Source organism: Nitrospirota bacterium (assembly GCA_020851375.1).
Classification (GTDB): domain Bacteria; phylum Nitrospirota; class 9FT-COMBO-42-15; order HDB-SIOI813; family HDB-SIOI813; genus RBG-16-43-11.
In genome coordinates this window covers 1-20,049 of sequence record JADZCV010000008.1, presented here as the reverse complement: position 1 = coordinate 20,049, position 20,049 = coordinate 1, and the positions used below count along the sequence as shown (strand labels likewise).

The following is a 20,049-nucleotide window of genomic DNA, read 5'->3' as shown; positions in this document are numbered from 1 at the left end:
GCCACATCTGTAAAGGTGTGGCCTTTTTTATTTCACCTTGATTGACTGTCAACGCCGCCTCTGTTCAATATCAGCCTGTTGAAATTCACTGCCATAACCATCATGGCCAGTGGTGTTAAATGAATAATAACCCGGTCTACAGAAGTTCCAATATGCTGTTTTATTTCAAGCGGGGAAATCAGGTAAATGAAAATATAGGCAGCAAACTGCAGCAGTAACATGACATGTAAGGAGACTATAGGATTTCTGAGAGATTCCCTGAGATTTATCAAAGAAGAAATAATATATCCGTACCACGCATAGTTATACAGATCCGTATCGCGGAACAGAACATAAACAAACATCCTGATGATGTAGGGAAGGCGCCATAGATTGTTTTGAATTACTTCGGCATTCATATTCGGCGTATACTCGCTCGTGATATTGAAATAGGTTTTATAAATAAGCCAGGGTAAAGTAACCGCTCCAAGAATCACCCACGTCATTAATATAAACAGATACTTTTTCCTTTGGCCATAAACAAGGCTGACTGAAATTAATACACCGCCAGACAGCAAAAACACCAACCCCTCATTCTTCGTCCATGCACCCATGGCAAGAAACAGTACTGCCGCAAGCAGGTATGCCCTGTTTCCTTCCAATACATAATGATAAAAAAAGGCCCCTGCGCCAAGAAAGAAGATGGAGAGAGCAAGGTCTGCATAACCTGCAAAATCACCGCTGTACAATCCCCCTATCCGAACAATAAATCCGCTGGTATGCACCATGATAACAGGGGTCATTGATAAAAGAGTGGTAAACAATAATGAGATCCGTTTCGTGGAAGCTTTTCTGACTGAATAATAAAATATCATAAGCAGACATACAAACTGCACCGGATAAATAAATCTCCCCATTTCGTCATTCACATGCCCCATAGCGGTGTAGATCCATGAAAATGTTAATGGAATTAAAAGAGGGTAGTCGGGATGGCTGGATGGATCCTGCAGAAAACCGGAAGATATGCCCATATCATAAAAAAACACCTTCCCTTTAAAGACCCATGTCTGCAATGCATCCCACCCGCTTATTGGCAACATGGGGGCAAAGAAGAAGGCATATGACACCTGCGACAGGATAATTAAAATCAAAATTATATCGGGCCATCTTACATCTTTCAATGCTGCCTGCACATTGAATTTTATAGTTGCAGGAAGTCCCTCACGGCTTGATTTAATCAGAATCGTCAAGGCTGCGAGAATAATCCACGGAAAGGCTATGGAATAGATATTAAATGGGACCCATAGTTGTGAATAAGCAAACATCTGAAGGGATATGACCCCCATTCCAAGCATATATGAAATTGCTAATCCTGTGAACAAATTGAAGGACTGCCATATCCTGGTATAATGAAGCACTGCCACACCTGAAAGGATTATGATTCCGATTGCGAAGGTAAACCAGAATAATCCTGTCATCAACTCACCTTGCTCCTTCCCCTGTCCTGTCTATTCTGTAAATGGCATATGTCCCGTTCAGGTAAGAATTGCCGCCAACTTTTCTAAATGGGAGCTGCTCCAGGAAACCGAGTTCTTCCAGGCCTGTACCTGACATTTCTGCGCATATGCACGCGATAGCAAAGTCACTTTTAACGGCTGCCTCTTTGCTGGCATCACCTGGATTAGAGAAGATTATCTTGCGGGGGGTAAAATAGTATCTTGCGAGGAGCCACTGCCAGTCCCTTTTTGTTTCAGGGCAGTAATTCAAAAAATAGATACTGCCTGTTTCAGGAACAACAGACAAACCATCCCTGTAAGGATTATAGAATGTTCCCCAGATCAGATGATTTTTTTCCGCATAACTCAATCTCGCCAGGAATGGCACCGCCCTCAGACTGTGCCATTCAGCAAGAAAGGCATGCCTGTATCCTATCAGCCAGATTATAATCAGAGCGAGCGTTAAAGCAGTTACTATACGCTTACCTGAACATATACGATTATTTTTCATACCTCATAATTTCCAGACAGCTATGGCAACCATGCAGAGCAACGTTAATTGGAAGAAACCGGGGTAAAATCCTGGGTGGGACTTAAATAAGGAGTATCAGGCAGTCTTACTGCTCCTATATATCTTTTTACATAATATGGTTCATTTATACTTGATACAGTAACTTTCTTATTCCTTGAGGATGCATGAATCATCTTCCCACCCCCAATATAAATTCCAACATGGGATGGAAATTTTGCGTAGGTCCTGAAAAAAATCAAATCTCCGATCTCCAACTCTTTCTTGGATGATACCCTGACACCTGCCTTGAACTGCTCTCTCGCAGTCCTTGGCAATTCAATACTAAAATAGCTGTATACCATCTGGACATATGCAGAGCAGTCAATTCCTTTAAGGGTCGTACCCCCAAATCTGTAAGGTACTCCAAGATAATCCGTAGCTGTATCCACTATTCTTGAAAACCAATTTGATTCAGATGCTACAGAAGTGGTTGCCTGGTCTGCCGGGGAAACATCAGTTAAAGGTTTCGCACCCTCTTCCAGGGAGGATGCTTCCTGATTAACCTCATTAGCAACCTCTGCAACTTCACCCTGGTCAACAGGTTCCTCAATTATTACAGGCACTTCATCATTGGCCTTAATCGTCTCGCGCACCTTCAGTTTCTGGCCAATTTTTAATGCGCTGCCGGAGAGATTGTTTAATTTCCTGACATCACTTACAGTGACACCATAGATCTTTGATATCCTGTAAAGAGTATCACCCTTCTTAACCTTGTGAGTAACAACTTTATCAACAGCTTTGTCACTCTTATTAACAACTTCTTTCTTTCTGGCTGAATTGTTATTCGTTGTGGTCTTAACAGATGTTTTTACCGGGACGACTATAAGGTCACCAGGGTTTATTATAGAACCTTTAAATCCATTTGCCTGCTTAATCTGTTTTACTGAAACACCATAACTCGTTGCAATCTTATAAAGGGTATCACCCTTTTTTACCCTGTATTGCTGTTCAGCCCTGCTGTCAATGGATAGTAGATGAATTGACAACACACACAATATTATGATGTAAAGTATTTTCCTCATGAATTATCTATCGGGATACTAATGCAACGACTTGATACTACTGATGATTTGCCAAAGGTGATCAGGATAAAATTATATAATAAGTCATCTTTTGTCAAGTAAAAAATCCGGCACCCCTTTTATATAATTACTCAAAGACCTTATTTGCCCTTCATCGAGTGGGCCGCCCTGCTCCTTAATCCATGCCGGCATCTCTGTCCCCTTAATACCATCTCTTATCCTTTCATTCATGACATCTGTATCCATTTCCCTTAACATATCGAGCCCCTGCGCAGTCCGTCCATGACAAAACGCACAAACTGCATCATACAGGTCTTTACCCTTTTTCTGATCTGCAGGTATAAAATGACACGCACCGCATTTATCGGAGAATAATGATTCGTTAACATTAAATGTTGTATGCATTGATGGCGCTACTATTGCTTCTATCGCAAGCTCCTTAACAGGTTCGACAGGGTCATTGGAAACGATTGTTATTGTCCTTGATACCTTGCCGGCGCGTCCCTGTGAATCATACGAAACCCTGATCTCCCCCTTTTCTCCCGGCTTTACTGTATTGGAACTTACGAGGGCTGCTGTACATCCACACGATGTGGTAACCTCTTTGATCCAAAGGTCTTCCGTTCCCTTATTCTCAAACAAAAATGTATGCTCAACTGTCTTTCCCTGGAGTACATTCCCGAAATTATAATGATCACTGGTAAAGCTAATGCGGGGCCCATTTTCTGCAAAGGAAATGTCGCCTGCAAACAAGAGCAAAATAATTATAAGGGAAAGCCGTTTTTTCACTTTATCTTACCCTCCAATATCTTGTTTATAAGTGAACTGATATTGGCAAGCGAATTGTCTCTTACAATAATATTACCATCGAGTATTACAGTCGGTGTACTCCTTGCCCCATAGCTCTTTGCAAGCTCACGTCCCTCGAGCACCGCCTTTTTCTTTACACCCGCCTCGAGGTCCTTCTGGAATTTTTCGGCATTGAGTCCTATAGACTTTGCTATGGAAACAAGGACATCATGACTTGCACCATCTTTCCTCTGGTAATAAATGGCATCAAATATGCCCCTCTTCATCTCCTCTCCCTTGCCTGCAGCCTTTGCCAGCTCGTACGCCTCTATCGGGATCACAGAGTCTTCATATATTATCGGATACCCCATAGAAGTAATTTTAAGCTTATCGCCATATTCACGCTGCAAAAGAGGCACCACTACAGAATCAAACTGGTGACAGTGCGGACAGAAGAAATCAAAAAATATCATCATCCTGACCTTACCCTTTTCATGTGAACTCATTTTGTCAGGAATAATATTGTAGGATTCCGCAGCCCCTTCTAACTGTATGCCTTTGTTTTCAGTTGCAAATGCCATCGTGCTTACAAAAATAAAAATAAGTACCAGAGTTAACTTTTTCAACATAATCTTCTCCTTCCGGATTTAAAATGGTCATAACCATAATTCTCAACAGGCAACTCCTCACCATGTTCGTTAACCATCCTTATCCCCTCCGCTGCCGGCACTATTTCCCCTATCATAGTACATCCTATTTCCATTTGCCGGCATGAGGTTTCAAATTTTGCAATGTAATCATGCCGGACAGTAAACATCAGTTCGTAGTCCTCCCCCCCGTATAATGCATAAAATAAAGGCTCCCTTGCAAGACTTTTTCCAATAATGCGAGGCACATGAGGTACTGGAATCAGATTACTGAAAATACGCGCACCTGCATTGCTTTGCTGACAGATATGTCCAAGGTCAGCCAGCAGTCCGTCACTGATATCTATTGCTGCGGTAACTGATTTGCTTTTGCTGAAGAAAAGTCCAGCTGATACCCTTGGAACAGGGCGCAGGTGAGAGGTAATAAACGCCCTGCTGCCACCAACACGCTTGGGGACAGAATTCAATTCTGTCCCCTTTTTCCCTGATTTTAAAATTGAAAACCCTATCGCAGACATCCCTGGAAAACCAGTAACATAAATCATATCACCAATACCTGCCCCTGATCTGAGCAAAGACCTTCCCCCGGAAACCTCTCCCACGATTGTAGTGTCTATTGTTATTCCACTCTTCGACCCGGACAGATTACCCCCCACGACGGACACCTTATATTCTGATGAAATATCAGCAATCCCGTCCAGCAATTCATCAATATCTTTTACAGGCGTCTTTTCCGGAACCGCTATTGAAAGCAAGAGATATTTAGGCAGACCTCCCATTGCCGCAATATCACTAATTGAAACTGCAACAGACTTCCATCCTATATCATAAAATGAGAAATACTTCCTTGAAAAATGGATACCCTCTTTGATAGTATCTGTGGAAAAAAGCAAAGCCCTTTTTGAGGGATTGATAATTGCCGCATCATCACCAATCCCAACGGCTATCGAGGGGTCATTAACCGGTATTTTCTGCCTGATTCGCCGTATAAGTCCTGCTTCACCAAGTTGCTCTATGTACATTATACATTTAACGCTTAGTTGCTTTCTTGGACGGTTTTTTTGATGCCTTTTTTGATGTCTTCCGGGAAACACCCTGTGCAGGTGGTGCAGACCTTTTTTTCTTTGCATTCTGCTTTTGTCCGGCCGCGGGCTTCAACCCCTTCAGCGCGACAGGCAGTACATCATCCATCTTATCCGCTAAATGAAACTGCATATCCCTGCGTATATTTTTGGGGATCTCATCAAGATCCTTTTCATTCTTTTTTGGCAATATGACTTCTCTTATACCTGCCCTCTTTGCTGCAAGGATCTTCTCTTTTAGTCCGCCTATCGGCAGCACCCTTCCCTGCAGGGTAACCTCACCTGTCATCGCTACCTTGTGATTTACCGCCTTATTCATAAAGATAGAGGCTATTGCCGTTGCCATTGTAATGCCTGCAGAAGGCCCGTCTTTTGGAATAGCCCCGGCCGGCACATGAATATGTATGTCATGCCTGTTGAACATATTCACATTAATGCCAAGATGCTGTGACCGCGATCTGATATAGCTCAGGGCTGCCTGTGCAGACTCCTTCATCACATCACCAAGCTGACCGGTCAGCGTAAGCGTCCCTTTCCCCTTCATAATTGTAGCTTCAATGTAAATTATGTCCCCTCCGGTCTCAGTCCAGGCAAGACCTGTAGAAACACCTACTGTATCCTTTTCCTGCTCTGTCTCCGGCAAATGCCGGGGCGCCCCGAGATATTTATGGAGGTTATTGGGGGTAATCCTGTATGTCTTTACCTTGCCTTCTGCAATCTGCTTTGCGACCTTACGAAAAACATTGGCAATCTCACGTTCAAGGTTCCTTACCCCTGCCTCCCTTGTATATTCTCCGATAATGCGCTTAAGTGTTTCAACTGAGATAAGTGCATCATCTTCTTTGATCCCATGCTCTTCAAGCTGACGCGGGATAAGATAGTTCCTTGCAATCCCGAGCTTTTCCTCTTCCGTATAACCTGAAAGGTTAATGATCTCCATCCTGTCTTTAAGAGGCGGCAGTATCGGATCAATCAGATTGGCCGTTGTAATAAACATTACATTGGACAGATCAAAAGGAACCCCAAGGTAGTGGTCACTGAATGCATTATTCTGTTCCGGATCAAGCACCTCAAGCAGGGCTGCAGACGGGTCGCCTCTGAAATCCATACCCACCTTGTCTATCTCATCCATCATAAACACCGGGTTGTTTGTCCCAGCCTGTTTTATACCCTGGATTATCCTTCCCGGGAGCGCACCTACATATGTCCTGCGGTGCCCCCTGATCTCTGCCTCATCCCTTATGCCGCCAAGGGATACCCTTACAAACTCCCTTCCAAGCGCCCTGGCAATAGACTTTCCAAGAGAGGTCTTTCCAACACCCGGAGGACCGCAGAAACAGAGAATCGGCCCTTTCATCTTTTCTTTAAGCTTTCTGACACTGAGATACTCAAGGATGCGTTCCTTAACCTTTTCAAGGTCATAGTGGTCTTCATTCAGCACCTTTGAAGCTGCCTTAATATCAAGATTATCAGTTGTTCCCTTGCTCCAGGGAATTTCAACCATCCACTCGAGATAAGTACGCACTGTTGACGCCTCAGCGCTGTCAGGGTGCATCTTCTCAAGCCGTTTTAACTGCTTTTCCACCTCCTTCAGCACCTTCTCAGGCATCTTTGCCTCATCTATCCTTTTCCTGAACTCATTAACCTCTTCCTGCCTTTCATCCATGTCTCCGAGTTCTTTCTGTATGGCCTTTAGCTGCTCCCTTAAGTAATACTCACGCTGAGTCTTGTCAATCTCCCCCTTTGCCTCAGCCTGTATCTTCTGCTGCATCATGAGCACATCAAGCTCTTTGGTAAGGATCTCACTGACCTTCTTTAATCTCTGCACAGGGTGATTAATCTCCAGTACCTCCTGCGCCATTTCGACTTTTAGACCAAGGTTGGAGGTAATAATGTCAGACAGGCGTCCAGGATCCTCAATATTCTCAATAATCACCATAATGTCAGGGAGGAGCACTTTACCGAGTGTAACCATCTTTTCAAGCTGCTCCTTGACATTTCGCATAAGCGCCTCAACTTCGAGCGTCACCTGCACATTCTTTGGCTCCTGCAGCTTGTCTATCTCAACATTGTAGTAAGGCTCTGTCTGGATGTACTTGACTGTCTTTGCCTTTGCAATCCCCTGAACAAGGATCTTGATCCTGCCATCCGGCAGCTTGAGCATCCTCGTTATCAGGCCAACAGTGCCAACCTTGTAAATATCCTGAGGTGTAGGATTTTCCACTTCCAGAACCTTTTGTGCCACAAGGTATATAAGGCGGTTTGATGCAAGGGCTGCCTCAATCGCCTTTATAGACATTTCACGGCCCACAAAAAGGGGAAGCAGCATATATGGAAATATAACGATGTCCCTTACAGGAAGGAGTGGTAATTTATTTGGTATTTCTATCTGCCCAAAATCCTGTTCTATGGTTTCTGCCACTTTAATGGCCTCCTTTTTACAATTTTAACTTCTTCAAATAGCTTCTGAATTTATCCCCGAATTCTTTATTCTTAAGAGCGATCTCCACTGTTGCCTGGAGAAATCCCAGCTTGTCGCCTGCATCGTATCTCTTTCCCTGAAACTTATAACCGTAAACAGGCCTCGTCTTCGCAAGCTCCCTCAGGGCATCAGTAAGCTGTATTTCCTTTCCTCTTCCGGGCCTTGTTTTCTCGAGTAGCTCTATTATATCCGGAGTAAGTATATATCTTCCAATTATGGCAAGATTGGAAGGGGCGTCTTCAATATCAGGCTTCTCCACCATATCATATATCTTATAGACGCCTTCTGCAACAGGTACGGCCTTTATTATACCATAATTCGACACCTGACTTCTATCAACTTCCTGCACGGCAATAACGCTGGCGCTGTAAGTGTTATAAACCTCAAGCATCTGCTTCAGGGCAGGGACTTCCGCATCTATTATGTCATCACCAAGGAGAACTGCGAATGGTTCATCCCTGACGAGGTTTTTTGCGCATAGAATGGCATGACCAAGGCCTAAAGCCTCCTTTTGCCGTACATAGAATATGTCCACCATATTTGATATCTTCTGTATCTCAGCCAGTAATTTTTTATTCCCCTTTCCCTTAAGGACATCCTCAAGCTCATAGGATATATCAAAATGGTCTTCAATGGCACGCTTCCCGCGGCCTGTTATCATGACAATATCTTCAATACCTGAGGCTATTGCCTCCTCTACAACATACTGGATCAGCGGCTTGTCAACAAGAGGCAGCATCTCCTTCGGAGATGCCTTTGTAGCCGGTAAAAACCTCGTACCCAATCCCGCTGCAGGAAAAAGCGCCTTTGTTACAGGGCGTAAAGCCATATATGCACACTACTCCAGGTTATATTTTACGGTTTTTCATGTTACAAAAAAGCGGTGTAAAAGTCAATTAACGGCGCCCTTGTCTTTGACAGACAGGGTTTTTAATATCTCATATACATACCTGACCTGCTTTTCAATTACATCTCTTTGTGATGATGATGTGTCAATGACGTAATCAGCATATTCCTTCTTTTCTTCAACCGGCATCTGTGCATTTATCCTGTCCATTGCCTCTTCTCTTGTCAGGCCGTCCCTGTTGATCAGCCTGTTTATCTGCAATTCTTCATTTACATATACAAGAATTACAAGATCAACCATTTCATAGGCGCCTGATTCAATCAGAAGGGCTGCATCAAAAATAACAACGGCAAACGGGTGATCCTCCCCGATAACTTTTCTCATTTTGGCAGCCTCTTTCAATATCCCCGGATGCATGATGGAATTCAGTATGCTTCTTTTTGAAAAATCCTGAAAGACAATACTGCCGAGCACTGACCTGTTTATATTGCCATCCTTCAGCAGTACTTCACTGCCAAAGGCCTCCACAATAGCCTTCCAGGCAGGAAGACCGGGCCGGACAATCTCACGGGCAATCAAATCCGCATCTATTATAAAGGCTCCAAGAGACCGGAACATCTCTGAAACCAGACTCTTCCCTGTTGCTATTCCCCCTGTAAGACCGGCAAAGACCATGTAAGTCTTTTATCACAATAATTTGAGATAAACAATGTTTCTATATACTTTACAAATACCCCTGCTGCCTAATGGAAAATCTATTCGACTTGTAATAGTGCTGTGAATCAGTTACATCTTCTCCATCACACTGCTTCAATATATTGACACTATTCAACATTTAGAGTAACCTACCATCAATGACACAGGAGCAGCAGGAGATATATGAGCAGGGGAAAACCTGCTTTGATCAGGGTAAAATCAATGATGCCTTGAAATGCTTCCTTGAACTCACCAGGGACAATCCCGGCAGATTTGCTGATGTGCATAACAAGGTGGGTATCATCTATCATCAAAAGGGCATTTTTCAGAGTGCAATAACAAGCTTTGAACAGGCCCTTAAAATTAACCCATCATACACAGAAGCGGCCCTCAACCTCTCTATTGTTTATAATGAGCTGGGGAAATATGAAGAGGCAGGCAGGATATTTCAGATGGCAGTAAAGACAGTCTCAAAAACAAGAAAGATTAGAGATCCCTATGTTGAAGGCAGACTGGCAAATGAGCACGCACAGCTTGGCAGCCAGTATTATGGTCTTGGGAGATATAAAGAGGCGATCGGAGAATTTAAAAAGGCATTAAAACTCAGGCCCTGGTTTGCTGACATAATCACCCAGCTCGGCACCACATACAGGGACAATGGTGAATTTGAGAACGCAATCGAGACCTTTCAGAAGGCCATTGAAATCAACCATAGGCACCTGCCGGCAGTCATAAACCTTGGCATAACATACTACATGATGGGATTTGTAGACCTAGCGCTGAAAGAATGGAAGAATGCGCTTGTTGTAGATCCTGATAACAGGGATGCAAAGGTATACATATCTATTGTATCAAGTGCCAGACCTTAATGCTGCCTAAATGCTACTTTCCGTAAACAATCTCAAGACCCACTTTTCCACCCCTGAAGGCGTGATCAGGGCTGTGGACGATGTAAGTTTTAAGATTGACAAGGGCAGGGTCCTTGGACTTGTCGGTGAATCAGGGTGCGGAAAGAGTGTTACAGCGCTAAGTTTAATGCGCCTCGTACCCCAGCCTGGCCGCATTATTGCCGGAGAAATATTCTTTGACGGGCGCGACCTATTAAGACTCGACAGTGAAGAGATACGGAAGCTGAGAGGAAACCGGCTGGCAATGGTCTTTCAGGACCCCATGACCTCCCTGAACCCTGTATTCACCATAGGAAATCAGATCTCTGAGATCCTCCGTGTACACAAAGGCTTAAAGAGATCTGAGGCAATGAATAAGGCACAATACCTGCTTCAGCGTGTCGGGATTCCGGACCCTTCAAGGAGGATAAGGGAGTATCCCCATCAAATGAGCGGCGGGATGAAACAGCGGGTAATGATTGCCATGGCAATCTCCTGCGAGCCGTCTCTCATCATTGCGGATGAACCAACCACAGCCCTTGACGTTACGATCCAGGCCCAGATATTGAGATTGCTAAGAGAGCTTATTGAAACAAGCAGGACGGCGTTGATCCTGATCTCACATGACCTGGGAGTGATTGCAGAGATGGCTGACGACGTGGCAATCATGTACGCCGGTAAGATAGTGGAGTACGCAAACACTGCAGAGCTCTTTGCCTCCCCCCTTCATCCCTATACCATAGGGCTGCTCCAGTCAATACCGAGGGGTGAAGAGAAAAAGAAGAGGCTTCAGACCATCGAGGGAAGTGTCCCACGGCTCTCAGACCTTCCGGAAGGATGCATGTTCAATCCGCGCTGCAAGTATGTAATTGACAAGTGCAGGAAAGACGAACCTGACCTACTTGATGCCGGAGGCGGACATCTGGTGCGGTGCTTGGTAGACGTGAAGAAGCAATAAGAAGCCATGCAGATGAAAGTCCCCCTTAGTCCCCCTTTTTCAAAGGGGGAGGTTAGTTTCCCCCTTTAGTAAAGGGGGGACAGGGGGGATTTGAACGGAGATATTTGAGTGAAAAATTCACTGCTGTCAGTTAAAGACCTTAAAAAACACTTTCCTGTAGAAGAAGGCCGCCTGTTCAGGAGCAGGAAGAGGGTGGTCCATGCCGTTGACGGCATAAGCTTTGACCTCGGCAGGAATGAGGTCTTAAGCCTCGTTGGCGAAAGCGGAAGCGGCAAGTCCACAACCGGCAGGCTTATACTGAGGCTCCTTGAACCGACTGAAGGCGAAATAACCTTCATGGGTGAAGATATCAGCAATGCCGGTAAAAAGAGGATGAAAGAACTCCGGCGGCATATGCAGATAATTTTTCAGGACCCTTACGCCTCTTTGAATCCCAGAATGACCGTAGGAGAAATCGTCGAAGAACCTCTTATTGTACACAGGATAGGGACAAAACAGGAGAGAAGGGACGAGGTGGCACGCCTGCTTCACAAGGTGGGACTAAATCCTGAGGTAATGAGGCGTTATCCCCATGAATTCAGCGGCGGTCAGAGACAAAGAATTGGAATAGCAAGGTCCATAGCCCTTAAGCCTGGATTAATCGTGGCAGACGAGCCTGTGTCTGCCCTCGACGTGTCCATCCAGTCGCAGGTCATCAACCTTTTGAAAGAACTTCAGGAAGAAAATCAGATATCCTATCTCTTTATCGCGCATGACTTAAATATAGTGAGGATAATAAGCGACAGGATAGCCGTGATGTACCTTGGGAAGATAGTGGAACATGCTGAAACGGAAGAATTATTTAAGCGGCCCCTGCACCCCTATACTCAGGCGCTGCTCTCGGCCATCCCTGTCCCGGACCCTTCGAAAAAAGAGAGAAAGGTTATTCTCCTTGAAGGTGATATACCAAGCCCCATTGACATACCAGAAGGATGCAGGTTCCACACAAGATGCCCCAAAATGATCCCCCGCTGTAAAGAGATCATCCCCTCGCTTGATAACTATGGGAATAGTCATACAGCGGCATGCATCCGTGCCGGCGAGTGGGCATAAGTTTAAACATTGGTCTTGATACTATTTGCCTCCGAGACAAGCACCTTCTCAGCCGCAGAAGCGAGCACGAAATCATACCTGTGGTTTAGTGCAAAAATACGGCACAGTACCACCTTCGCAGGTATATAATCGAAGAACTCCTTTAGAGCCTCTTTTGACACCTCTCTGGTGGACGGGCTGTATACATATATCTGCTTGTCACCCATCATGAGCGGATTAATTGGTCTCGGGTCCTGACTCGCCATGTCAATCTTAAACTGGATGTTTTTCATGTCAGGCGGCAATTTCTCTTTTATAGCCCTGCGAAATTCCTCCTGAGTTATAAACCTCCGCCCCTTTTCCACCTCGCCTATTGAGAGAATCCTGTCATAAGCCATCTTCCACTTTACATCCCTGTTAAGAATCCTCTGCCATTCAGCATACAGCTTTCGTTTTTTGGGTTCCCTGCTCCTGCTCCAGCCCCGTACAGCCTCAAGCAAGGACCAGTCAGTAAGGGAAACATACTTATCAAGAGACTCTGATGGATTGTATGGAAACAATATGTCTAAAGTATCCCTGAATATCTCCCGCAGGTGCAGGTCAATGGCGCGTGTCGTCCGGTGATAGTATACATTGCTGTACATATAAAGTCTGGCATTTAAGAACATGGTGAGCGCAGAAAGCCCTGACCTGTGCAGAGTCAGTCCCTTTTCAGTAAAAAAGGAATAGTGAATTAAACGGTTAATATCTACCGGACCTATGGCCACCCCGCACATATACGAATCACGAAGGACATAATCCATGTTATCAACGGTATAAATACCGCTTAAAAGCGGCTGCATGAACAGGAGCCATCCGGGATAATTGTCTGAAGGTTTCAGCGGGGCCTTGTACGGCCCCTTTCCGATCAGAAAGGCTATATATTCCGGAACAAGCCTCTCCCCGTCTGAAAAGTTGCCGGAAGGACTCCTCCGTATACCCCTTATAGTATCACCTAATTCTTCCCGTATAATCCTCTGCCCTATTGTCTCATGTGTCTCTTTATATTCATCAAGAACATTATCATCAAAGAAATGGCCAAACGGACCATGTCCAATGTCATGGAGAAAGCCCGCTACACGAAGCATCTCTTCAATATACGGTTCTGAGGGACACTCAGGGGCTATATCTTTCAGGATGGGATAGAGGTGCCTCGCAAATCTTCCTGCAAGATGCATTGCCCCAAGGGAGTGCTGAAACCTGCTGTGCTCGGCAGAAGGATAGACCCAGCGCGCACTCTGTATCTGATAAATCTGCCTGAGGCGCTGTCCCCAGGGCGAGTCAATCAGGTCCTTCTCGGTCTTCTCCCTTACTTTACCTGCCGGCACAGTAAAGGATATGTAGCCGTGAATGGGGTCTGAGATGAGCGCTATACCTTCGTATACGGTTGGTTCTGACATTTATTTGCGTCAATTAACTGCATTTGACATCTTTTGCCCGGGGTCCCCATGGAAGATTAACCACAGAGAACGCGACTGGCATGTTTATCCCTGCTTCATCCCAGGTTCCAATAGTCAGATTATCCGGCAGGAACATGTATCTCTCTCCATCTTCTCCTTCAATGAAGCCGTATGACATGTCACGAACTATTTCAGTTATCTTTCCTCTTTTATCCCCAGGCACCACTGATGGCACCGGAACTTTAGTATCCTTATAATCTTCGATCCTGATGCCGTGATCTTCCCCGCTGAAATATCTGTCAGAAAAAGCCTTGATAATTTTCATATGCTCATATACAGAACGGTGCGGGTCGTCAGCATCCTGTTGAAACCTGATGCCAGACGTATGAATGAGCTTGTTATAAATATGATTATAGCCGCTGTTCTCGATCTTCAATAAAATGCCTATTGCATCCTGAAGCGAAACAGCCTCCTTTTTCAGCAACCGCTCATACTCCTTCAGCATGAGACTGAGAGACTCTATAACAGTTATGTCTGCCTTTACTATATTTTTCTTTGCCCTGTGCAGGACAGAAGGGTTGTTCCATGACTGACATCCTTTATTGAGCGAAAGCATCTCACAATGCAGCTTCTCATGATCTGCAATCTTTATCCAGAAATTATGCACGTCTGAATTATCCCTGAACAGATTGGCAAATTTATGGTAAAGATTCGAAAGCCTTTTTTCTATGTCAATTGCAGTATCAAAAACTTCGGGTATCTTCATGCTGAATATCGTACAGGGTCTGTTATCCCTGCCTCAGAAAAACCTTTCTTCCTGATCAGACAACTGTCACACCTCCCGCATGCAATTCCATCTACAGAAGGGGTATAGCAACTGTGGGTCAGGCTGTAGTCAACGCCAAGCTCAATTCCCCTCCGTATTATCTCAGCCTTCGTCATATTTATCAATGGCGTATTTATTGAAAAACCTCTTTCCCCTTCAACACCCTTCCTGGTTCCTATATTGGCCATTTTCTCGAATGCCCTGATAAATTCCGGCCGGCAGTCAGGATATCCGCTGTAGTCAACCACATTCGCACCGAAAAATATCACATCCGCATCAAGGACCTCTGCCCAGGAGAGCGCAAGGGCAAGAAATATGGTATTGCGGGCAGGCACATATGTAACCGGTATGCCATGAGAAATCTCTTCAGGCGTCCGGTTCACCGGAACTTCGATTGACGAGGTAAGTGCAGAACCGCCTATCTCTCTCAGGTCAACACTAATGACAATATGTCTGCCTGCTTTGAAGAAGCCGGACACAAGGCGGGCATTTTCTATCTCATGCAGATGCCGCTGACCATAATCTATTGTAAGGGCATTTAATTCGTAACCCTCTGATTTGGCAATCGCCATTGTGGTCGTTGAATCAATCCCTCCGCTTAATAAGACAACCGCCCTGTTCACTCGAAAATACTCCTAAGTACCCGTCATTCCCACGGAACCTGTCCCCGCAGGATTTTTCACCCCGTCATTCCCACGTAAGTGGGAATCCAGAACCAGGCCATTGGTCTGGATTCCCCCTTATGCGGGAATGACGTTTTCATGACCATTTGTGAGCCTGATGCTCATGACGGTTCACCTGAAAATGCTCCTATATAACTGTTAACTCTTCATTCACCCTGGCGGCCAGGTCATCTGTCTGCCGGCCAGCAGATGCACATGCAGATGATAGACAAGCTGTCCCCCTGCAGGATTGCAATTAATGACCACCCTGAATCCAGGGTCCTTGACACCCTTGATATCAGTTATCTTATTTATGACAATACCCAGATTCCCTATAATATCCCTGTGATTTTCCTTAAGGTCATTGAGCGTCGGGATATGTTCCCTTGGGACTATCAGCACATGCACAGGGGCCTGAGGATTAATGTCATCAAATGCAAACCACTGATCATCCTCATAAACAACCTTACCCGCTATCTCCTTTGATATAATCTTACAGAAGATGCATGAACTCATTTTGTCTTACCCTCCCGTTTCTTTTTTTCAAGACCTGAAACCCCGAACCTCTTCTCAAGCTCACCGTAGACATCCTGCGGGCTGAGGCCGTGATAGCCCAGCAACACCAGTGAGTGAAACCACAGGTCTGCTGCCTCATAAATTATCTCATCCCTGTTATTATTCTTGGAACTGATAATAAGCTCACCGGACTCTTCACTGATCTTTTTAAGTATCTTGTCAAGTCCGGAAGAATAAAGCGAACTGACATAAGATGTCTCTGATGGTACATCCCTGCGGTCTATGATTACATCATAGACAGTGTTGAGGATACCGGACAGATTCGTCTTATCCATACCCCTGCGTTCATCACTTCTGTCAACCCTTTCGTATAATTCCCTGAAGAAGCAGGAGGGGCTGCCGGTGTGACAGGCAACACCGGTCTGTTCGACCAATAACAGGAGCGTGTCGGCATCACAATCGTACAATATCTTTTTTACCTTCTGTTTATTGCCTGAGGTCTCACCCTTCTGCCACAATTTCTGCCTGGACCTGCTCCAGAAGTGCGAAACCCCTGTCTTTATCGTGGTCATTAGCGCCTCATCATTCATGTAGGCCATCATAAGCACAGCAAGCGTCCTTGAGTCCTGAATAATCGCAGGAACAAGGCCATGGCTGTTAAATTTTATCTGATTAATAAAATCTTTCATTTGCAAAATCTATAACCTGACACATATGCCTTTCGACTTCAGATACTCCTTCGTCTCCCTTATCGTATATTCCCTGAAGTGAAATATAGAGGCCGCAAGTACTGCATCCGCCTTTCCGCCATCAATGCCCTCATACAAATGCTCAAGCGTCCCCGCACCCCCTGATGCAATTACGGGTATTGTAACAGCCTCAGAAACAGCCCGCGTCAACTCTATATCATATCCGTCCTTAGTCCCATCCCTGTCCATACTTGTCAGGAGTATCTCCCCTGCCCCGTATGCCTCCATCTTCTTTGCCCACTGGACGGCATCAAGCCCTGTGGCCGTACGGCCGCCATGAGTAAACACCTCCCAATGCGGCAACTTGCCGGGAACCGGATCCAAGCCCATCTCTGATGTCAACGACGACCGTCTTGCATCAATGGCCACTACAATACACTGGCTGCCGAATTTCTCTGACGCCTCACGCACAAACTCCGGTCTCTTCACAGCAGCAGTATTTATTGACACCTTGTCAGCCCCTGCATTAAGAAGCGTCCTTATATCATCGAGAGTACGGACACCTCCTCCAACTGTCAGAGGCATAAATACCTGCTCAGCAGTTTTCCTCACAACATCAATCAATATTGACCGCTTATCGCTCGATGCAGTTATATCAAGGAAGCAAAGCTCATCAGCGCCCTCGTCATTATAAAGACGGGCCGCCTCAACAGGATCCCCGGCATCCCTGAGATTAACAAAGCTGATCCCCTTTACAACCCGGCCCTCTTTAACATCCAGACATGGAATAATGCGTTTAGCCAGCATAATCTATTTCTTCGTAAGCGCTATAGCCGCACTCAGGTCTATCGCACCGGAGTATATTGCCTTCCCGACAATCACCCCTTCCAGCTCCGGATCCCTGATAGTCTGCAGCTCCTCAATGTCCCTGATGCCTGATACCCCCCCGGAGGCAATAACAGGAATCCTGACATTTTTGGAAAGCCTTTCGATGCTCTCTATGTTCGGGCCCGACAGAGTCCCGTCCCTTTTAATGTCAGTAAATACTATCGCACTTATACGTGCATCTTCAAACTGCTTTGCTACTTCAACAACACTTGTATTTGTAACTTCCTGCCATCCCCTTATGGCAACCATTCCATCTGATGCATCTATCGAAATAACGATTTTTCCTGGAAATGACTCGGCCAATAAGAGTACAAGACCTGTATAGCTTATGGCTGCAGTGCCAAGCACCACCCTTGCAGCTCCGGCATCAATATACCTGCCGGCCGCAGGGATCTCTCTTATACCTCCACCCACCTGCACGGGAATTTTGAGAGATGAGATTATCTTACAGATGATCTCATCATTTACAGGGGCTCCTTCCACAGCACCATCAAGGTCCACAACATGAAGCATCTCAGCCCCCGCATCTTCCCATCTCCTGGCAACCTCCAGGGGATTGTCTGAATAAACAGTCTCCTGATCCATCTGCCCCTGATATAATCTTACGCACTGTCCGCCTTTAATATCTATTGCCGGAATTATTTTCATTTAAACCCCTCCTGTTATAGTTACGTTAAATAGGGACAGCGACTATTTATTTTTGCAGATGAAGATCATGTAGCAACAAATAAATAGTCGCTGTCCCTATTTAACCTTCGGCAGGGTTTTCAGCATCTCGTTGACCCCATACCTTGCAAGCTGCTCTGCTGTCAGCCATTTCCCGCCTCTCTGAATAAATATGAGTATCATACTCAGGTCCTCTGTAAGAGACTTCTGCGTCTCTGCATATTTTCCTGTCCAGAGGAGAGTCCCGTCTTTGGCGTTGATCAACCTTGCCTCAAATCCAACAGATGCCGGTTTCCGTATGCCAACCGGCCCTCCAACCCTCTCCTCATATCTTGTAACCACACCCGTGAGTATAGCATCCCCCCCGGTTTTCTCTCCGACAGCCCGCACAAGATCAACCGAAACCGGCCCTGGCGCAGCGAGTTCATCTTTGTCCACTTCATCATATGGTATGCTGAGGTACCCCAACTCTCCAAACCTGCTGTAAAAAGTACTGTAGACCATCGTAACTCCATCCGGACTTACCCTGGCACTCCTTAATCCCTTCTGATCCCCATCCGGCATTGCAATAAATGGAATCACTACAACTTTCCTGATACCTGCATCCGCCCAATTGGGCACAGTTGCAGTAGATACATATTTAGGACTGCATCCTGTATAAAAAAAGATGGCAAGGAGCAACAGAGATAAACCAATTTTGAGTGTCTTCATTTACTATCCCCGAAATTTCTTAATATCCTCAGTCCCATATCCTGGCTTTTTTCCGGATGAAACTGGCATGCAAAGATATTATCTTTATACACAGCCGATGTAAACTCAACACCGTAATCAGACACCGTGGCAATAATCGCCTTGTCATCAGGCTCCACATAATAGGAATGGACAAAATAGACGTAGGAGTTATCAGGAACATCTTTCAGCAACTGAACCTCCTTCTTCAAACTAATACCATTCCAGCCCATATGAGGAACCTTAAACTCCTTCCTCAGATCAAATTTTATAACCCGGCCAGGCAGAATGTCCAATCCCCTGTGCCTGCCAAACTCCTCACTCTCACTGAACAGGAGCTGAAGACCGAGACATATCCCGAGGAACTGCTTCCCGGACTCAATACTCTTATATACGGCATCTATCATACCAGTTTCAGTCAGGTTTTTCATGCACTCCGGAAAACCACCTACACCCGGAAGGACTACATGTGATGCCTTTGAGACTTCTTCAGGCCTCCTTGCAATAAATGCATTATGACCGACACGCTCAAATGCCTTCTCAACACTCCTGAGATTCCCCATACCATAGTCTATGATGGCAATCAAACTCATCATGAAATTATAAGTCAAATCACGATATTTTGCCACCACTATTGACAGGGGAACAGTAAAAATGCTAAAAATGATGAGTTGTGTGACCGCATAAAGCGGGAATAGCTCAGCGGTAGAGCATCGCCTTGCCAAGGCGAGGGTCGCGGGTTCAAATCCCGTTTCCCGCTCCAATATTTCAAATAGTTACGAAATACCCTCACCAGGCTTACTCCTCAATTGTGATAGATTTGTGATAGATTTTCCCCGGAGACATTCGGCTCCGTCTCCGGTTTATTGGCGCTGTGATAGAATTGTGATACGCCGTTCCCGTTCATTTTATCCAGCGCCTCCACGCCATCCCTGAGACTTTCCGGAGAATGATGCGCGTACCGCTGCGTCATCGCCGGCGTCTTGTGCCCCAGAAGCCGTTGCACCTTGTACAAATCGATACCTGCCTGCACCAGTCTTGTGGCAAAGGTATGCCTCAGATCGTGGAACCGGAAGCTTTCAATCCTTCCCTTCTCCATCGCCCCAT

Annotated in this window: 22 protein-coding genes and 1 tRNA gene; 4 read left to right on the top strand and 19 right to left on the bottom strand. The window is 45.5% G+C overall.

Annotation, left to right across the window (positions count from 1 at the left end; all coding sequences use genetic code 11):
• Positions 1–32: 32 nt before the first annotated feature.
• From IT393_01905 to IT393_01865, 9 genes are all read right to left on the bottom strand, one after another.
• Positions 33–1,460, bottom strand: a complete 1,428-nt coding sequence (locus tag IT393_01905) for a hypothetical protein (GenBank protein MCC7201404.1) — start codon at positions 1,458–1,460, stop codon at positions 33–35.
• 1 nt (position 1,461) lies between these two features.
• Positions 1,462–1,986: a hypothetical protein gene (locus tag IT393_01900; GenBank protein MCC7201403.1), complete on the bottom strand. Its 525-nt coding sequence runs from the start codon at positions 1,984–1,986 to the stop codon at positions 1,462–1,464.
• Positions 1,987–2,030: 44 nt separating this feature from the next.
• Positions 2,031–3,068, bottom strand: coding sequence for a C40 family peptidase (locus IT393_01895; protein MCC7201402.1), 1,038 nt, complete (start codon positions 3,066–3,068; stop codon positions 2,031–2,033).
• Between the two features lie 84 nt (positions 3,069–3,152).
• Positions 3,153–3,857, bottom strand: a complete 705-nt coding sequence (locus IT393_01890; GenBank protein MCC7201401.1) for a DUF1573 domain-containing protein — start codon at positions 3,855–3,857, stop codon at positions 3,153–3,155.
• Entirely contained in the window at positions 3,854–4,483 is a 630-nt protein-coding gene (locus IT393_01885; protein ID MCC7201400.1) for a DsbA family protein, read from the bottom strand. The genes IT393_01890 and IT393_01885 overlap by 4 nt, the downstream gene beginning before the upstream one ends.
• The gene (gene thiL / locus IT393_01880; protein MCC7201399.1) at positions 4,480–5,526 is read right to left on the bottom strand and encodes a thiamine-phosphate kinase; all 1,047 of its coding nucleotides are present in this window, start codon (positions 5,524–5,526) and stop codon (positions 4,480–4,482) included. The genes IT393_01885 and thiL overlap by 4 nt, the downstream gene beginning before the upstream one ends.
• Positions 5,527–5,533: 7 nt before the next feature.
• Entirely contained in the window at positions 5,534–7,915 is a 2,382-nt protein-coding gene (gene lon, locus IT393_01875) for an endopeptidase La (GenBank protein MCC7201398.1), read from the bottom strand.
• Between the two features lie 109 nt (positions 7,916–8,024).
• Positions 8,025–8,897, bottom strand: a complete 873-nt coding sequence (gene galU / locus IT393_01870; GenBank protein MCC7201397.1) for a UTP--glucose-1-phosphate uridylyltransferase GalU — start codon at positions 8,895–8,897, stop codon at positions 8,025–8,027.
• Positions 8,898–8,960: 63 nt separating this feature from the next.
• Positions 8,961–9,590 (bottom strand): dephospho-CoA kinase, encoded by a 630-nt coding sequence (locus IT393_01865; protein MCC7201396.1) that lies wholly within the window; start codon positions 9,588–9,590, stop codon positions 8,961–8,963.
• Between the two features lie 179 nt (positions 9,591–9,769).
• Between IT393_01865 and IT393_01860 the strand changes: the two genes are divergently transcribed.
• From IT393_01860 to IT393_01850, 3 genes are all read left to right on the top strand, one after another.
• On the top strand, positions 9,770–10,480 hold the full coding sequence (locus tag IT393_01860; protein MCC7201395.1) for a tetratricopeptide repeat protein: 711 nt from the start codon (positions 9,770–9,772) through the stop codon (positions 10,478–10,480).
• Positions 10,481–10,490: 10 nt separating this feature from the next.
• Positions 10,491–11,456 (top strand): ABC transporter ATP-binding protein, encoded by a 966-nt coding sequence (locus IT393_01855; GenBank protein ID MCC7201394.1) that lies wholly within the window; start codon positions 10,491–10,493, stop codon positions 11,454–11,456.
• A 108-nt stretch (positions 11,457–11,564) separates the two neighbouring features.
• The gene (locus IT393_01850; GenBank protein ID MCC7201393.1) at positions 11,565–12,548 is read left to right on the top strand and encodes an ATP-binding cassette domain-containing protein; all 984 of its coding nucleotides are present in this window, start codon (positions 11,565–11,567) and stop codon (positions 12,546–12,548) included.
• 2 nt (positions 12,549–12,550) lie between these two features.
• On the opposite strand, the gene IT393_01845 is transcribed toward IT393_01850, so the two are convergent.
• From IT393_01845 to hisH, 9 genes are all read right to left on the bottom strand, one after another.
• Positions 12,551–13,966: an HD domain-containing protein gene (locus IT393_01845; protein MCC7201392.1), complete on the bottom strand. Its 1,416-nt coding sequence runs from the start codon at positions 13,964–13,966 to the stop codon at positions 12,551–12,553.
• Positions 13,967–13,979: 13 nt separating this feature from the next.
• Entirely contained in the window at positions 13,980–14,732 is a 753-nt protein-coding gene (locus IT393_01840) for a hypothetical protein (protein ID MCC7201391.1), read from the bottom strand.
• A complete protein-coding gene (queC, locus tag IT393_01835; GenBank protein ID MCC7201390.1) occupies positions 14,729–15,415 on the bottom strand; it encodes a 7-cyano-7-deazaguanine synthase QueC in 687 nt (228 codons plus the stop codon). The genes IT393_01840 and queC overlap by 4 nt, the downstream gene beginning before the upstream one ends.
• 210 nt (positions 15,416–15,625) lie before the next feature.
• Positions 15,626–15,970 (bottom strand): histidine triad nucleotide-binding protein, encoded by a 345-nt coding sequence (locus tag IT393_01830; protein MCC7201389.1) that lies wholly within the window; start codon positions 15,968–15,970, stop codon positions 15,626–15,628.
• On the bottom strand, positions 15,967–16,659 hold the full coding sequence (locus IT393_01825) for a bifunctional phosphoribosyl-AMP cyclohydrolase/phosphoribosyl-ATP diphosphatase HisIE (protein MCC7201388.1): 693 nt from the start codon (positions 16,657–16,659) through the stop codon (positions 15,967–15,969). The genes IT393_01830 and IT393_01825 overlap by 4 nt, the downstream gene beginning before the upstream one ends.
• Before the next feature lie 9 nt (positions 16,660–16,668).
• On the bottom strand, positions 16,669–17,466 hold the full coding sequence (gene hisF, locus IT393_01820) for an imidazole glycerol phosphate synthase subunit HisF (protein ID MCC7201387.1): 798 nt from the start codon (positions 17,464–17,466) through the stop codon (positions 16,669–16,671).
• Positions 17,467–17,469: 3 nt separating this feature from the next.
• A complete protein-coding gene (hisA, locus tag IT393_01815; protein MCC7201386.1) occupies positions 17,470–18,195 on the bottom strand; it encodes a 1-(5-phosphoribosyl)-5-[(5-phosphoribosylamino)methylideneamino]imidazole-4-carboxamide isomerase in 726 nt (241 codons plus the stop codon).
• A 96-nt stretch (positions 18,196–18,291) separates the two neighbouring features.
• Entirely contained in the window at positions 18,292–18,924 is a 633-nt protein-coding gene (locus IT393_01810; protein MCC7201385.1) for a hypothetical protein, read from the bottom strand.
• Positions 18,921–19,535 carry an imidazole glycerol phosphate synthase subunit HisH gene (gene hisH / locus IT393_01805; GenBank protein MCC7201384.1) on the bottom strand — a complete coding sequence of 205 codons (615 nt, stop codon included), beginning with the start codon at positions 19,533–19,535 and terminating at the stop codon, positions 18,921–18,923. The genes IT393_01810 and hisH overlap by 4 nt, the downstream gene beginning before the upstream one ends.
• A 95-nt stretch (positions 19,536–19,630) precedes the next feature.
• On the opposite strand from hisH, the gene IT393_01800 reads away from it, so the two are divergent.
• Positions 19,631–19,705, top strand: a tRNA-Gly gene (locus IT393_01800).
• A 42-nt stretch (positions 19,706–19,747) separates the two neighbouring features.
• Here the strand turns inward: IT393_01800 and IT393_01795 are convergent.
• Positions 19,748–20,049: tyrosine-type recombinase/integrase (locus tag IT393_01795; protein MCC7201383.1), on the bottom strand; the 302-nt coding region annotated here is incomplete at its 5' end.

Excerpts from the sequence above, each read along its gene's own strand:
- IT393_01900 (MCC7201403.1), bottom strand. The coding sequence starts at position 1,986 with ATGAAAAATAATCGTATATGTTCAGGTAAGCGTATAGTAACTGCTTTA.
- IT393_01895 (MCC7201402.1), bottom strand. The coding sequence starts at position 3,068 with ATGAGGAAAATACTTTACATCATAATATTGTGTGTGTTGTCAATTCAT.
- thiL (MCC7201399.1), bottom strand. The coding sequence starts at position 5,526 with ATGTACATAGAGCAACTTGGTGAAGCAGGACTTATACGGCGAATCAGG.
- lon (MCC7201398.1), bottom strand. The coding sequence starts at position 7,915 with ATGCTGCTTCCCCTTTTTGTGGGCCGTGAAATGTCTATAAAGGCGATT.
- galU (MCC7201397.1), bottom strand. The coding sequence starts at position 8,897 with ATGGCTTTACGCCCTGTAACAAAGGCGCTTTTTCCTGCAGCGGGATTG.
- IT393_01865 (MCC7201396.1), bottom strand. The coding sequence starts at position 9,590 with ATGGTCTTTGCCGGTCTTACAGGGGGAATAGCAACAGGGAAGAGTCTG.
- IT393_01860 (MCC7201395.1), top strand. The coding sequence starts at position 9,770 with ATGACACAGGAGCAGCAGGAGATATATGAGCAGGGGAAAACCTGCTTT.
- IT393_01855 (MCC7201394.1), top strand. The coding sequence starts at position 10,491 with ATGCTACTTTCCGTAAACAATCTCAAGACCCACTTTTCCACCCCTGAA.
- IT393_01845 (MCC7201392.1), bottom strand. The coding sequence starts at position 13,966 with ATGTCAGAACCAACCGTATACGAAGGTATAGCGCTCATCTCAGACCCC.
- IT393_01840 (MCC7201391.1), bottom strand. The coding sequence starts at position 14,732 with ATGAAGATACCCGAAGTTTTTGATACTGCAATTGACATAGAAAAAAGG.
- IT393_01830 (MCC7201389.1), bottom strand. The coding sequence starts at position 15,970 with ATGAGTTCATGCATCTTCTGTAAGATTATATCAAAGGAGATAGCGGGT.
- IT393_01825 (MCC7201388.1), bottom strand. The coding sequence starts at position 16,659 with ATGAAAGATTTTATTAATCAGATAAAATTTAACAGCCATGGCCTTGTT.
- hisF (MCC7201387.1), bottom strand. The coding sequence starts at position 17,466 with ATGCTGGCTAAACGCATTATTCCATGTCTGGATGTTAAAGAGGGCCGG.
- hisA (MCC7201386.1), bottom strand. The coding sequence starts at position 18,195 with ATGAAAATAATTCCGGCAATAGATATTAAAGGCGGACAGTGCGTAAGA.
- IT393_01810 (MCC7201385.1), bottom strand. The coding sequence starts at position 18,924 with ATGAAGACACTCAAAATTGGTTTATCTCTGTTGCTCCTTGCCATCTTT.
- hisH (MCC7201384.1), bottom strand. The coding sequence starts at position 19,535 with ATGAGTTTGATTGCCATCATAGACTATGGTATGGGGAATCTCAGGAGT.